The sequence below is a fragment of the Nannocystis punicea genome (assembly GCF_026965555.1).
Lineage (GTDB): Bacteria > Myxococcota_A > Polyangia > Nannocystales > Nannocystaceae > Nannocystis > Nannocystis punicea.
In genome coordinates, this window is the sequence record NZ_CP114040.1 from 10124116 (window position 1) to 10138059 (window position 13944).

A 13944-nucleotide genomic window follows, 5' to 3' on the forward strand; every position below is an offset into this window, starting at 1 on the left:
CAGCCCAGCTCGACGGCGATCCTCGCCGAGCGCCGCGGCTCGCAGCACGGCCGGGGCGTCACCCATGTCCTTCAGGACATGTCGCGCTCAGCTCCGGTCCTCGCACGGCGGCGGCCCCGGGCTGCCGCCCTGGCGCGGCCCGAACCGCTGCACACGCCCCTCGACCTCGTCATCGCCGCACCGTGAGCGTGAACTCGCGGGTCGCAGGCACGTAGCTCCCGGCCACGCCCTCGGCGAGCCGGTGCTTGAGGCTGATCCCCGGCCACTCGCAACCGTCGGAGCGGCGCAGCGGGTACGTCGCCTCCGCGAAGCCGAGCCAGGTCGCGACCGCCGCGCAGTCCATGTCCTCCGGGACATGTCCGCGAAGACCGACGCAGCGCCCGCCGCGGAACTGCAGCTGCAGCGCGTCGTCGGCGGGCGTGGCCCAGCCGTCGGCGAACCGCAGCGCGCCCAGCTGCGCCTCGATGTCCTTCTGCTCGCGCCCGAGCAGGCGCGCCGGGGCGACCTTCGCCGGCGCTGGCGCTGGCGCTTCCGGCTGCGCGCTCGCGGCCGGGTCGACTGCATCGGCCGCCGCCGGGCCCTCGCTCGCCCCCGCCGCGACCTCGGCCGTCGGCGTCGACGGGCTCACGCTCGCCGCGCTCGTCGAAGCCGGGCGCTCCGCCGAACCTGGCCCTTGCGACATGTCCTTCGAGCCCGCACAGGCCGCGAGCCCGCCGACCACCAGCCACGCGATCCGTCCTCGCACTGCGTCAGCGTGACACGCTCAGGCGAGCGCCTGCAAGCGGGCCGCGAGGGCCTGCAAGGCGTCGGGATGGGCCGCCAGGAGCCGCGCGAGGGGCGTCTCCGCCACGCTCGCCGGCTCCGCGGCCTCGCTCGTGTCGCTCGTCTCGTCCGGCTCGGCCGAGGTCGTCGCCGCGCTCGCCTCGGCTGCCGGCGCCAGCGGTGCCCACGTCGGCGGCACCCCGAGCAGCCCCGCGAGCGCGTCGAGCGTGGCCGGCTCGGCGCGCAGCAGGGTCGCCACCGCCAGCTCCGCGGGCGAGCGCTCGACGGCCGGCGCGGCGCTCGTCGCCTTCGCGGCCGGCTTCGCCTCGGACCTGGCCTTCGGGGCAGGCGGAGGCGCCACCGGCACGCTGCGGTCCCAGGAAAATTCCCACGCCGGCAGCTTGCTCAGCTCGCGCGGGAACGCCAGGCCTGCCTCCTTGACCAGGGTCTGCATCACCCCGGGGCCGAGCGGGCGCAGCGTCACCACCAGCTTGGGCAGCCACGGCACCAGCACCTCGTCGGGCAGGGCCGCGAAGGCGCGGCTGAGGAACTCGACCGCGAGCCGGGAGATCCGCGGGGTGAACTCGAGCGCGAGCAGGAAGCCCGCCATGTACTCGGGGAAGACCGGCAGCAGCATCGGGCTGTGCAGCAGGTGCTGGAAGTCGGCGCGGATCTCGTCCTCGCTGCGCTGGCCGAGGATCCACTGCGCCGCCCAGCGCAGCGCGATCTTCGGTGGGTCCTCCGGCTCGGCCTGCGCCACCGCGATCAGCAGCTGACTGCGCTCGCAGCCCATCGAGAACGCCAGCGCCTCCTGCGTGAAGATGAACGCCAGCATCGCCGCCAGCTGGCGCGGCGCGGTGCCGCGGTCGGTGAACGCCGTCGGCAGCAGCGTCGCGTAGTGGCGATAGCCGGTGGACACGAAGTCCTTGATCCAATCCGGCATCCCCAGGGTGCGGTAGTAGTGCACCAGGCCGCGCACGCGCTGGAAGATCTCCGGCGCGTCGTTGCCTCCGAGCTCCGCCCGCAGCAGCTCCGTCGCGCGCAGCCCGAGCTCGCGCGTCAGTCGCCCGCTGCGCAGATACAGCACGCTGTCCTCGGCCGCCTCGAGCGCCTTCGCGGCCCGCGACGTCGCCTCGAACGCCTTGGCCTTGAGCCGCTTCTCGAGCACCTGCTCGATCGTCAGGCCCTCGTAGCCGAGCTGGATCAGCGAGCCCTGGTGCTTGCCGATCTCGATGTCCCACGACTCCTGCTTCGGCTTGTGACCGAGCGTGCGCTCGCCCATGATCGGCCGCACGCCCGCCCCGAGGTAGCGCAGCCGCCACAGCAGATCGGAAGCCGGCAGCAACTCCGGTCGACCCTGGATGTCGAGCAGCGCCCGCTCGATGCGGCTCGACTTGAGGTTGACGCCGAGCACCGCCAGGCGGTCGTACACGTCCTGCGCCAGCGGCGGCAGCGACTCGTAGCCGACCCGGCCGAGGCGGTCGCCGCCGAGCAAGATCTGGCACAGCCGCCGCACGTCGCGACGACCGGGCACGCGATCTTTCTCGAGGCACGTCACGGCAGCGTCCTGGAAGTCGTACGGCGACGGGTGCGGCCGGTCGCGCAGCCGCGCCAGCAGCGTCGAGGTGTGCAGGATCGCGATCGTGTCGGCCGTCGACGCGTTGTAGCCGTGCTTGCGCGCCAGGCGGACGACGTCGACGCACCAGCGCATCAGCTGCTCGTCGTCGGCGGCGACGAAGGTCGGCGGCCGGGTCAAGAACTCGCGCAGCCCCGAACCACTGACCGCCGCCGGAACCTCGACCGCGGCGCTCGAAACGCTCGCCGCACTCGGAGCCGCCGCGCCCTTCTTGCGCACCGTCGGCTTGCCCTCGCCCTCGGCCTTCTTCTCGGCCTCGATCTTGAACGGCTTGAGCTCGAGCGCCTGCAGCCCCTTGTCCCACATCGACTGCGCGATCGAGACCTCGCCGGCCGGCAAGCTGAACTGGCGCTCGATGGCCGCGTAGCTCGAGGGCACCACGCCGTAGAACCACTGCGTCGGCGTCTTCGCCGGCACCGTCCAGGCGGCGCCCTTGGAGCCGAACTCGGGGATCGGCGAGACCGCGTGGATCGCCCCGCACACGTACATCGCCTCGCGCGGGTCGATCTTGTGCGCCTTCATGTGCTCGCGGATCCGCGTCCACATGTAGCGCTCGCGCTCGCAGTCGGCGACGCGGTCCTTCTCGGTGATCCCGATCCGCCGCAGCAACGAGCCGACCAGGAAGAACACCTGGCGATACGTCCCGTAGTCGCAGGACAGCGTCGGCCCCTCGACGTACTGCGTCCACCACTCGCTGTAGTGGCGCACCTTGGCGTTGCGCAGCAGCACGTCGAGGAAGTCGCCGAAGGTCGGCTGCATGTCGCCGATCTGCAGGCCCACCGCGCCGCCGTGCAGGTTGCCGGTGTTGCCGGTCGACGCGCCCTCGCCCTCGCCCTCGCCGGCCGTCTCTTCCGCTTCGGACTCGTCGCCGCCGTCGTCCGCCTCGCCGGCGTCCTCGCCCGGCGGCGGGCCGCCCTTCGGCATCCACTGGAACACGTGGTCGACCGAGCGATCGACGAACACCAGAGTGGTGCCCGGGTTCTGCAGGCAGTACGCGATCGCCTGGTACTCGGCCGAGAACTCCGTCAACGGCAGCACCACGTTGAGCGGCGTCCAGTCGGCCGGGAACGCCGGCGCCTCGGGGGCGAACGCCTGCAGCGCGACCGGGAAGCGGCAGTGGTGCAGGCCGGCGAGCGAGGCGTTCAGGTCCTCGCAGCCCTCCATGTAGATCACCTTCGGCGCGCGCGCTCGCAGCCGCCGCAGCATGTGCAGCGCCGACGCCGGCGAGTGGTGCTTGACCGGGAACACCTCGACCGGCTCGGCGGTGGCGCGCTGGACGTCCTCGATCATCGCGCGCAGCAGCGCCCCGAGGTGGGCCGAGTCGCCGGCGAACGCCGCCGCCGCCGCTTCGAGCTGCGTGCGCAGGGCCTGCAGCGCCGGGTCGAGGAGAGCAGGGTCGAGGATCGAGTTCACGCGGTACCGCCTACTTGAACGACGACAGCGCCTGCTTGCCGCCGGCGACGAACGCCTCCAGCTCGGGCGACTTCTCGCCCTTGGGCGCCGCGGACGTGGCCGCCTCCTCGCCCTTCTTGCGCTTCTTCACGCCCTCGGTCTCGGCCGCGGTCGCGTGCCAGAACTTGTTGAGGATCGACACGTCCTCGGGCACGCGGCGGACCAGCGTGCCGACCAGGGAGCGGGCCAGAGTGCCCGGCTGCAGCGCCTTGTCGCCGAAGAAGTTGCTGTGCAGCAGCGCGTCCTCGAGCACCCCGATCTGCTCGGCCGTCGACAGCGACGACTCGAGGCGCTGATCCTCCGAGGTCGTGTTGGCGGTCGCCTCGCGCAGGTCGGCGAACGTCTGCAGCAGGATGTCGAGCATCGTCGGCGGCACGTCGACCGTGATCGTGTGGCGAGCCATCAGCTCGCGCGTCCGGAACAGCACGATCTCCTTCTCCGACTTCTTGTTGGTGACGATCGGGATCGTCACGAAGTTGAAGCGCCGCTTCAGCGCCGTCGACAGCTCGTTGACCCCGCGGTCGCGGCTGTTGGCGGTGGCGATCATGTTGAAGCCCGGCTTGGCGTAGACCACGCTCTCGTCGCCGCGCAGCTCGGGGATGGTGATGTACTTCTCCGACAGGATCGAGATCAGCGCGTCCTGCACGTCGGAGCCGCAGCGGGTCAGCTCCTCGAAGCGGCCCATCTCGCCGCGCTGCATCGCGGTCATGATCGGCGACGGGATCATCGACTCGCGCGACTGTCCGCTGGCGATCACCATCGCCACGTTCCACGAGTACTTGATGTGGTCCTCGGTGGTGCCCGCGGTGCCCTGGACCACGTGCGTCGAGTTGCCCGAGGTCGCCGCCGCCAGCAGCTCGGCCAGCCAGCTCTTGCCGGTGCCCGGGTCGCCGATGAGCAGGAGGCCGCGGTCCGACGCCAGCGTCACGATCGCCCGCTCGACCAGCGACGCGTCGCCGAAGAACTTCTGCGCGATCGGCCGGTCGAAGCTGTCCCCGGGGCCAGCCCCGAGGACGAACGTGCGGATCATCCGCGGCGACAGCCGCCACGCGAACGGCCGCGGGTCCTTGTCGACGCTGGCCAGGTACGCCAGCTCGGCCGCGTACTTCTCCTCGGCCGGCATGCGCAGCTTGGTCTCGCTGGTCGCCGGCGCCGGCGCGGGCACCGAATCAGTCGTGGCGGGGGTAGAGATCTTCTTGGCCATCGCGACTACATCACCTTTTTGATCTGCTCGATCAGCTTCTTGGGGCTGCCGCTGAGGATCGGCGCGCCGATCTCCTTGAACTTCGCCGCGTACTCGGGGTTGACCGCGAAGTACCCGGTCGTGTGCAGCGACCCGACCGGGATCAGGTGGCAGCCCGACTCCTTCCACTGGCGCAGCACCGAGAAGAAGTCGCTCCAATCATAAAAATCGGAGATCACGACCACCGCGGTGTTCTGCGGCGAGTCGATGCACGGCGCCGCCAGGTCGAGCGCCAGCCGCATGTCGTTGCCGCCGCCGAGCTTGGTGCGCAGCAGCGTCTCGACCGGGTCGTGCACGTACGGCGTCAGGTCGATGACGCGGGTGTCGAACGCGAACAGGTGGACGATCACCTTCGGCAGCGAGGCGAAGATCGACGCCAGAATCGTCGTCTGCACCATCGCCGACGTCATCGAGCCCGACTGGTCGACGATGATGATGAGCTTGCTCGGCAGGCTCTTCTTGCCGGTGCGGCGGTAGAACAGCCGGTCGACGTACAGCCGGCGCTCGTTCGGGTCCCAGTTGGTCAGGTTCTTCCAGACCGTCCGCTTCATGTCGAGGTTGCGGAAGATCCGCCGCGGCGGCACCCGGTGGTCGTGCACCCGCGACGTCACCTGGCGCATCTGCAGCTTCAGCACCTTCGACAGCTCGTCGACGTAGCGGGCGATCAGCCGCTTCGCGTTCTGCAGCGCCGGCCCGCTGAGGTTGCCCTTGTCCCACAGGATCTGCTCGAGCAGCGCCATCGACGGCGTCAGCCGCTCGCTCAGCACCGGGTCCTTGAGGACCTCGCGCAGGTCCATGCGGTGGATCATGTCGGCCTCGAGCACCGCGAGGCCGGCCTTGAGCTCCTCGTCGCCGATCGGCGGCCGCGTCGCCTCGCCGCCGCCCCCCGACGGCGCCCCCGAGTTCTGCGCGCTGCCGCTCTGGCGCAGCGACCCCGGCGGCAGCCCCAGCGCGCCCTCGAGCCACTCGACGTCGCGGGCCCACGCGCCGTACTGCTGCGCCGTCACCGAGCCCTGCGTGTTGGGCCCGAACGCGTTGAGCAGCAGTTTTGACACGACCAGCGCCCGCTGCACCGTGCTCTTCAGATCGGTCGGGCTCTCGGTCGGCTGCGGCGCTTCCCCATCCGGCGTCGGCGGTTCGAAGCCCGGGAGCGGTCGCGAGAACTCGGGCTTGAGCCTGGGGAAGCGGTGCACGAGCACGTCGACCGTCACCTTGGGGTCGAGCAGCTCGACCGGCAGGTCGGTCGTGTTCGCCAGCTCGCGCGCCAGCGACTCGAGGTTCGGCGCCGCGTCGCCCTGCTCGAACAGGGCCGACATCAACCGCCAGTAGAGCCCCTGACGGGCCCGCTGCATCAGCTCGGGATCGGCGGCGCTCATGTCAGCTCTTCTTGCGCAGCAGCTTGCCGGCGCGCTCCTTGAGGGTCCCGAGGTTGCCGCCCCTGGCCTTGGCGCGGGCCGCCTGCAGGCTGGTGCCGACCAGCCGCGGCAGCGGCTTGCCCTTGTCGATCATCACCGGCTGCAGCGACCAGCGCCCGCCGTCGAACCGCAGCAGCGCCACCAGCCCCTTGCTGCCTGCCACGTCGGCGGGCAAGAGATCGTCGCTGCTCGGCCAGCGCTCGGACGCCACCGCGAACGATTCCCCCTTGAGCGACAGCTCGCGCACTTCCTTGCCCGCCGCCGAGTAACCATCGCCCGGCAGCCACACCAGCTCCTCGATCAGCGCCGGGTGGCGATCTTCGGGCCGCGCGCTCGGCCGCAGCGCCGTCGGCGAGGCCAGCACCGCGGCTGCCTCTTCGGCCAGCTTCAACTTGGCCGGCAGCACCTCGGCGCGCGCCTCCTGCCACAGCAGGTCACCGGTCGCCTGCAATAACATGCCGGAGATCTTGACGCCCTGCCCGCCCGCGATCGCCTCGAGCAGCTTGCCGCCGACCTCGCCGAGCAGGCCGGCGAAGTCCTCGCCCTGCAGCACGTCGACCTTGAACGCCGACACGCAGGTCCGCACCACCCGTGGCGGCTTGCCCGGCTCGTGCAGCGCGCCGAAGGCCACCAGCGAGACCACGTGATCGTGCTGCCGCAAGTCGGTGGCGAACACCCGCAGCTCGCCCTTGACCTCGCGCGTGGCCGCCGGCGCCGGCGGGGCCAGCGACAGCACCATCGAGCGCGTCCACAGGTCGACCCACCGCAGTCGCGGCACCTCCGGCTTGCCGTGCGCCGGGAACACCGTCAGCAGCTCGTCGAGGAAGCCGCTCAGCAGCGCCGCGTGCCGCACCAGCGCCGGCTCGGCCATGATCGCGTCGAGCGTGGCCTGAAACGGCAACAACGCCCCGACCTCGAGGTTGGCGAAGCCGGCGATCGCCAGCTCCATCAGCCACTGCCGCACGCTCTCGAGCAGCACCGCCGCCCGCGGCGGGGCCGCTTGCCCGGGCGTGTCCGCCAGCGCCTCGAGCTCGGGCCGCGGCCGCGACAGCGCCGCGCACGCCTGGGCCACCAGCGCGTCGTGCATCGCCCCGTGGGCGGCCGCCCGCGCGGCCGCGATCGCGGCGAAGTGACGATCGACGAACTCCGACCGCCCGAGCCCGGCGATCGCCGCGTCGAGCGGCTCCGCCAGCGGCGTGCCGGCGAAGCTCGCCGCCAGCGACGCCAGCGTCTGCAAGTTGGCGCTCGACAGCCGGCCGAACCCGGACTCGAACACCTCGTCGAGGCGCGCGACGAGCTCGGCCGTGTGCACCACGGGCTCGGGGACACTCTTCAGATCCGTCAAAGGCATCAGCGCACGAACCAGGCCATGTCGGGCAGCGGCACGCCGGTCGGCGCGACGCTGACGTATTGCAGATAGGTGAGGAAGCGGCTGAACACCATGCCCGCCTCGACCTTGTGCGGCCCGCCCTTGATGAAGCGGAGCAGCTCGCCGCCCGCCCTCACCTTGTCGGGCTCGGCCTGCTGCAGCCCGAGGTACGCGATCACCCGCGCCGGCCCGTACTGCAGCACGCCCTCGTTCAGCAGCTCGACCAGGTGCTTGCACGGCGAGCCGCGCAGGCCGCCGCAGGGCCGGTTGTTGTTCGTACTACAATAGAAGTTGCCGGTGCCCGCCTCGAAGTACGAGACGTAGACCCGCTCCTCGTCCGAACCGCTCGAGACCACCCCCTGCAGGCGGCCGGCGTACAATTCGACGAACGGGACCTTCTGGACCTTGCGCGGGCGCGGCAGCACTCGGGGGCGAATCACGGAGCGGGGGGACGCAGCAGACACGCGAGCCGGACCATACAACGATCGCCACGCGCGCCGCAACGCCGACGAGCGCCCGCCATTCGAACATTGTCACGACCCGGCCACGCCCCCGCTCCAATTTGCCCGACGCTCGGCCCACCCTCGCCAGCCCCGCGCAGACCTCCACCGCCCGTCCCACCTGGCCAAAAGTTCATGCTGACCAAATAGGCGGAGCTCCAGGGTGTAGCCTACCCTGGAGCCCCTGGGGTCCGCGGGCCTGGGTGCCACCGGCACTTGCGCCCGCGGGGTCGGAATTCGAGGCTCACGGCCTTTTCCAGCCCTTAGATCTGAAGACCCGCGTCTTGACGTTGGACCACCGGCACATACGATTGGCGTGCCAGGCCGGAATCTAACCGGCATCTCGGATCGGGGTGTGGCTGGGCGTCGAGAGAGCTTCGTCCGACCTGTCTTGAAGTTGGGAGAGAAGTTGAGCTTGAAGCTCGGCGAACCGCCCTCACCAGAAAGTGAAGGTGCGTCTACCGTTTCGCCACCCCGACGCGTGGCCGACCCGCGCGGGTCGTGGATGTCGGGGGAAGGACTCGAACCTTCATGGCCCGCCTGTTTGGCCTTGAGATTGAACTCCAGCTTGAGCTTGTCTCCCTGTCGGGAATTCTCGGCCTCCTTCGCGCGTGCGCGGTCGCGGGTGGTCTTACTTCTTCACCGGGCCCTCGGCCTGGGTGCCCTCGAAGATGAAGTCGAGGATCCGGCGGCCGGCGACGACCTCGGTGGCGTCGATCGAGTTGGCGCGCTCGCGGGCGAACTTGACCGCCTCGCCGAGCCTGGCGATCCGCTCGAGCAGCGCCTTCTTGCGCGGGCGGGGGATCGCGCCGCTGCGCTTGATCGTGGTCCAGTGGCCGACCACCACGTCCTCGGTGATGAGCTGCGTCTGCGCCGGATGATGCTCGGTCGCGTGGTAGAGCACGATCGGCCGCTGCTCCTTCTTGGTCTTCTGCGTCTGCACCGGGTCGCTCTGGTGCAGCCCCGTGCCGGCGTCGTACGACCAGCGCTCGGCCGGGTCGAGCTCGACCATCTTCTCGATGAAGGTCTGCAGGTCGTGCAGCTCCTTCTCGAGGAACAGCAAGTACGTCACCGGCACCTGCGGCAGGAACACCTTGCCGTCGACCACCACGTCGGCGCGCGCCTCGCAGTTGGTCCAGTCCTTGGTGGCGACCGTGTCGAGCAGCGACACCAGCGCCCCCGTGATGTCCTTGATCGCCGCCTCGTAGGTCAGCTGCACCACCTGCGAGTCGTCCGGGAAGGTCTCGCCGTCCTCGCGCCGCGGGGTGAACTTCTTGTGGTGGCCCGTCATCAGCGACGGCTGCTGCGTCGACTTGTGAAGGCTGGTGATGAGCGTGTGGAGCTCGGTCCGGCGGCCCTTCTCGACCGCGAGGATGGCATTGAGCTTGGGCATGACGCCTCCGATGGTGGGCGATGAGGCTATCGGCCGGGCCCGGCGAGTCAAGCGCGTGTTGCGTTCGCCGCCGCGCGCGGAATACTCTCGCGCGTGCCCTCCGACCGCGCGCCGCTGCTCCACCTGCTGGCCGCCGCCAGCACCGGCGCCCTCCTGGCCGCCTCGTTCCCGCCGCACGGCGCCCCCGCTCTGGGCTGGCTCGCAGTCGCCCCGCTGTGGGTCGCCGCGCGCGAGGCCCCCCACTGGCGCGCGGCCCTGCGCCTCGGCCTCGTCGCCGGCGTCGTCATGGGTGCGATCGGCTACCCCTGGATCGTCGATCTCCTCCACACCTTCGGCGAGCTCGACCTGTGGCTGTGCGTCCCGCTGTTCGTCGTGTTCGCGCTGTGGACCGCCGCGCCGCTGGCCGCGTGGGCGGCGTTGGTGTCCGCGTGGACAGGTCCTTCACGACATGTCCCATGGGTCATGTCGATGGCCCTGTCCGGGCTGTGGTGGTCGTGGCCGATGCTGTTCCCGTTCTCGCTGGCGATGGGCCTGGCCGCCCGCCCCGAGTGGATCCAGGCGGCCGAGCTCGGCGGCGCGGCGCTGGTCGAGGTGCCGATGCTGCTGTGCGGCGTCCTGCTCGGCGAGGCCTGGCGCGCGCGCCGGCCCGCGCAGCTGCGCCTCGGGACGCTCGCGCTGCTCCTCCCCGTCGCCAGCCTCGCCCTCGGCAGCTGGCGGATCGCGTCGCTCGCGGGCGAGACCACCCGCGAGGTCCGCGTCGCGCTGATCCAGCCCAACATCCCGCTGCTGTGGTTCGACCGCCAGGCCAAGCTCGAGCGCCTGCGCGAGCCGTCGGCCCGCGCCGAGGCCGAGGGCGCCGAGCTCGTGGTGTGGCCGGAGAACATGTTCCCGTGGACGCTGAACCGCCCGTTCGAGCGCGACTTCAGCGACGACGACCGCGTGCTCCGCCGCCACTCGCTGCCGACGCTGTTCGGGGCCGGCACCGCCGCCGACAGCGACCTGTACGGCTACAACTCGGTGATCAACATGGCCGCCGACGGCCGCGTGGTGGGCCGCTACGACAAGATCTACCTGGTCCCGCTGGGCGAGGAGATCCCGCTGGTCGACCCGGAGTGGGCCAAGGGGCTGGTGCCCGGGATGGCCCACAACTTCCGCGGCGACGGGCCCGGCCGACTGCTGGTCCAGCCGGGCCGCAGCAACGAGGCGCCGATCGCTCTCGGTCCGCTGGTCTGTTACGAGGACGTGCTGCCCGCGTACGCGCGCGCGGTCGCGGCCCAGCCCGGCGGCATCGAGGCGTTCGTCAACCTCACCAACGACACCTGGTTCGGCGCGACCGCCGAGCCGTGGCAGCACCTCGCGCTGGCGCAGCTCCGCGCCGTGGAGCACCGCGTCCCGGTGCTCCGCGCCGTCAACTCCGGCCCCAGCTCCCTGGTCGACCGCGCCGGCCGCGTCGTCGCCACCACCGACCTGCGCGCAGCCAGCATCGACGCCCTCGTGCCGCCCGAGCACCTGGTGGTCCGGCTCGAGCTCGGCCGCGACACCGCCTCCGCGCCGACCGTGTACGCCCGCGGCGGCTGGCTGTTCGGACATGTCTGTCAGGCCAGCGTGCTGGTCGTCCTCGCGCTGCTGTGGCGTCGCCGCCGCTCGGACCGCGAGCGGCTCACCGCCACGGCGCGCCCTCGGGCGTGATCAGCGACAGCGGGTGCACCGGCAGGCCGCGCTCGACGGCGGTGAACAGCTCCTCGACCTCCTCGCCCCGCAGCGGCAGCGCGCGCAGCTCGGCCAGGGTGACCCACCGGGCCTCGAGCGAGTGCTCGTCGGCGGTCGACTTCGGCGGGCGCTCGTCGACCGGCTCCGCGGTCAGGAACACGCGCACGCGCGTCATCTCGAAGTGGGCGGTGTGCTCGACCCGCAGCACCCCGGTCAGCTCGACGTCGAGCCCGGTCTCCTCGAGCACCTCGCGGCGGGCCCCGTCGAACAGCGACTCGCCCTGCTCGATGCGCCCCGCGGGCAGGTACCAGAGCTGGCCGTGCTTGACCTCGCGGACGACCAGGAAGCGGTCGCCGCGGCGGACCACCACGAGCGCGAAGTAGTACGAAGGGACCGGCGGGCGCGGCATCTCGCGCCCAAGACTACGCCCGCGGCCGCGCCGGCACCAGCGCACGCGAACGCGCGCGTCAGACCGGGCAGCCGGGGTCGCCCGCGTCGCAGCAGGCGCACACGGCCTCGCCGTCCTGCACCTCGCACGCGCCGTGGTCGTAGGTCGCGCCCATCCCGTCGCCGACCTCCGTGCACTGGACGAAGCAGTCGACCTCGGTCGTCTTGCCCCACTTGCAGCCGGCCCAGGTGCTCGCGCCCTCGCAGCTCGGCGCGTCGCCCGAGCAGGCCGCGCCCGAGCCCGAGCCGCACTCGACGTAGACCGTCGCGCCGTCATCGACGCAGCCGTACGCGAAGTCGTAGCCGTCGAGCTCGCACGTGTCGTCGAGCGAGGTGTCCTCGGCCCACACGCCCCCCTCGCAGTAGTACTGCGCGCTGCCCTGCGGCCCGCACGAGGCCGGGTTGGTGCAGAAGAAGCTCTCGCTGTTCTCGTCGCAGCTCGCCGGCGGATCGACGGCGTCGGGGCACGCCTCGCCGCCGCTCGTCCCGTCGCTGGTCGGCTCGCCCGTCCCCTCGGTCGGCGTCGCCGTGGTCTGGTCGGGATCGACGCAGCACGACAGGTCGTCGGCATCGTCGGGGTTACACCACGCATAACCGAGGTTGCAGAGGCACTCCCCGTTCTCCTGCGAGCTGTTCGGGTCGGGGCACGCTTGCGGCCCGCCGGTCTCGTCGCTCGAGCTCATGCCGTCGGTCCCCGGGCTGGTAGTCGTCTGCGTCACCCCGTCGGTGGTGAGGATCGGCTCGGACGAGTCGCCGCAGCTCGCCAGCGCCGCGCTCACAAGTACGAAAAGCCATGTCCTTAAAAACATATCCTTGAATCCATGTTTGAAGGGACAGGCTGGCGGCCTCGCAACCACTGCGGCGCCCCGGCCCGTCTTCACCACGAAGCTAGCACACTCAGAGCAGGCAGCCCGGCTCGTCGCGGTCGCAGCAGACGCAGGCGGCCTCGTCCTTGCGGATCGCGCAACGCCCGGAGTCGCGGGGCGTGCCCTCGGGGTCGCCGACGCTGCGGCAGCGCTGGACGCAGTTCGTGGCCGTCATCTTGCCGCGCTCGCAGGCGACCATCGCCACGCCGTCGCAGTAGGCGTCGCTGGTCTCGGGGGTGCACGTCGTGCCGGGCCCGAAGCCGCACGCCATCTCCGGGTTGCCCTCGGTCGGCACCGCGGTCGGGTCGAAGGCGAAGTCGTAGCCCTTGTCCTGGCACAGCTCGTCGGCGGTCCGCAGCACCGGCCCGGCGGCGGGGTTGCGCGGGTCCTGGCCGCGCCACGGGACCTTCACCGCCATCAGGTGCCACAGCTCGGTCCACGTCCGCCAGTCGTGCCCGCCCGGCCGCGTGAACACGTGCTCCGGCGGCAGCATGCGCCCCAGCATCGCCCGCCCGCGGTCGCCGTCCTCTGTCCCGTAGCCGAGGAAGATCGGCGGGTTTCTGGCCGCGCTCGCCAGCTTGAGCCAGCGCCAGATCTCGTAGTCCCACGGCCCCGTCTCCGCCTGCGGCTGCCAGTTCTCCGCCCCTGCGGCTTCGATCGCCCGCAGCGTGCGGCGACGCCCGAGGTACGGCGCCAGCAACACCACGCCGTCGATCTTCCCCGGGTGCATCGACGCCGTCCAGATCGCCCCCATCCCGCCCATCGAGATGCCGACCAGCCACACCCGCGCGTAGCCGGCCGCCCGCGCCGGCGCGACGATGTCCTCGTACAGCCGCGCCTCCGTCGACTTGTCGGCGTAGTAGCCCGAGTGCGCGTCGGCCACGATCACGTCGACCTCGGCGGCCTTGAGCTCGGCGACGAAGCCGTGGCGCACGAACTCGTCCGGCGCGTCGCCGTGGCCCTGAAGCAGGATCGCCACGGTGTCGCTGCGCTCGCCCTCGTGCGCCGGCAGCCCGCTCCAGCGCATCGGCACCTGGGTCGCGCGGGGGAACGGGCAGGCCGCCAGCGCCGCCAGCGCGAGCGCGCCGAGGCCGGCGCCGATCCTGAGAACCTGGCTCATGAGACACCCTCTCCGAGCCGAAACCTATCAC

11 protein-coding genes are annotated in these 13944 nt (G+C 71.5%); 1 reads left to right on the plus strand and 10 read right to left on the minus strand.

The genetic code is table 11. The features are described 5' to 3' along the window. Window positions 1-169: 169 nt before the first annotated feature. From O0S08_RS38795 to O0S08_RS38825, 7 genes are all read right to left on the minus strand, one after another. On the minus strand, window positions 170-745 hold the full coding sequence (locus O0S08_RS38795; protein WP_269034517.1) for a hypothetical protein: 576 nt from the start codon (window positions 743-745) through the stop codon (window positions 170-172). A gap of 18 nt (window positions 746-763) precedes the next feature. Next, window positions 764-3811 carry a DUF5682 family protein gene (locus tag O0S08_RS38800; protein ID WP_269034518.1) on the minus strand — a complete coding sequence of 1016 codons (3048 nt, stop codon included), beginning with the start codon at window positions 3809-3811 and terminating at the stop codon, window positions 764-766. A 10-nt stretch (window positions 3812-3821) separates the two neighbouring features. Next, window positions 3822-4973: an ATP-binding protein gene (locus tag O0S08_RS38805; protein ID WP_371879577.1), complete on the minus strand. Its 1152-nt coding sequence runs from the start codon at window positions 4971-4973 to the stop codon at window positions 3822-3824. Between the two features lie 86 nt (window positions 4974-5059). Beyond that, complete coding sequence (locus O0S08_RS38810; protein WP_269034520.1) at window positions 5060-6469, minus strand: vWA domain-containing protein; 1410 nt, start codon at window positions 6467-6469, stop codon at window positions 5060-5062. A 1-nt stretch (window position 6470) separates the two neighbouring features. Next, a complete protein-coding gene (locus tag O0S08_RS38815; RefSeq protein ID WP_269034521.1) occupies window positions 6471-7859 on the minus strand; it encodes a hypothetical protein in 1389 nt (462 codons plus the stop codon). Continuing rightward, the gene (locus O0S08_RS38820; protein WP_269034522.1) at window positions 7859-8317 is read right to left on the minus strand and encodes a hypothetical protein; all 459 of its coding nucleotides are present in this window, start codon (window positions 8315-8317) and stop codon (window positions 7859-7861) included. The genes O0S08_RS38815 and O0S08_RS38820 overlap by 1 nt, the downstream gene beginning before the upstream one ends. 691 nt (window positions 8318-9008) lie before the next feature. Next, window positions 9009-9770: a DUF7873 family protein gene (locus O0S08_RS38825; RefSeq protein WP_269034523.1), complete on the minus strand. Its 762-nt coding sequence runs from the start codon at window positions 9768-9770 to the stop codon at window positions 9009-9011. Between the two features lie 93 nt (window positions 9771-9863). Between O0S08_RS38825 and lnt the strand changes: the two genes are divergently transcribed. Next, a complete protein-coding gene (lnt, locus tag O0S08_RS38830; RefSeq protein ID WP_269034524.1) occupies window positions 9864-11459 on the plus strand; it encodes an apolipoprotein N-acyltransferase in 1596 nt (531 codons plus the stop codon). Here the strand turns inward: lnt and O0S08_RS38835 are convergent. The 3 genes from O0S08_RS38835 to O0S08_RS38845 form a co-directional block, all read right to left on the minus strand. Continuing rightward, entirely contained in the window at window positions 11431-11889 is a 459-nt protein-coding gene (locus O0S08_RS38835; RefSeq protein ID WP_269034525.1) for an NUDIX domain-containing protein, read from the minus strand. The two genes, lnt and O0S08_RS38835, sit on opposite strands and share 29 nt — an antisense overlap. A 58-nt stretch (window positions 11890-11947) precedes the next feature. Further along, window positions 11948-12706 (minus strand): hypothetical protein, encoded by a 759-nt coding sequence (locus O0S08_RS38840; RefSeq protein WP_269034526.1) that lies wholly within the window; start codon window positions 12704-12706, stop codon window positions 11948-11950. Between the two features lie 118 nt (window positions 12707-12824). Continuing rightward, window positions 12825-13913, minus strand: a complete 1089-nt coding sequence (locus tag O0S08_RS38845; protein WP_269034527.1) for an alpha/beta fold hydrolase — start codon at window positions 13911-13913, stop codon at window positions 12825-12827. Between the last annotated feature and the right edge of the window lie 31 nt (window positions 13914-13944).

Bases quoted from the DNA above. Each gene is read 5' to 3' on its own strand.
- O0S08_RS38805 (WP_371879577.1), bottom strand. From the start codon at position 4,973: ATGCCGGCCGAGGAGAAGTACGCGGCCGAGCTGGCGTACCTGGCCAGC.
- O0S08_RS38810 (WP_269034520.1), bottom strand. From the start codon at position 6,469: ATGAGCGCCGCCGATCCCGAGCTGATGCAGCGGGCCCGTCAGGGGCTC.
- O0S08_RS38815 (WP_269034521.1), bottom strand. From the start codon at position 7,859: ATGCCTTTGACGGATCTGAAGAGTGTCCCCGAGCCCGTGGTGCACACG.
- O0S08_RS38825 (WP_269034523.1), bottom strand. From the start codon at position 9,770: ATGCCCAAGCTCAATGCCATCCTCGCGGTCGAGAAGGGCCGCCGGACC.
- O0S08_RS38835 (WP_269034525.1), bottom strand. From the start codon at position 11,889: ATGCCGCGCCCGCCGGTCCCTTCGTACTACTTCGCGCTCGTGGTGGTC.
- O0S08_RS38845 (WP_269034527.1), bottom strand. From the start codon at position 13,913: ATGAGCCAGGTTCTCAGGATCGGCGCCGGCCTCGGCGCGCTCGCGCTG.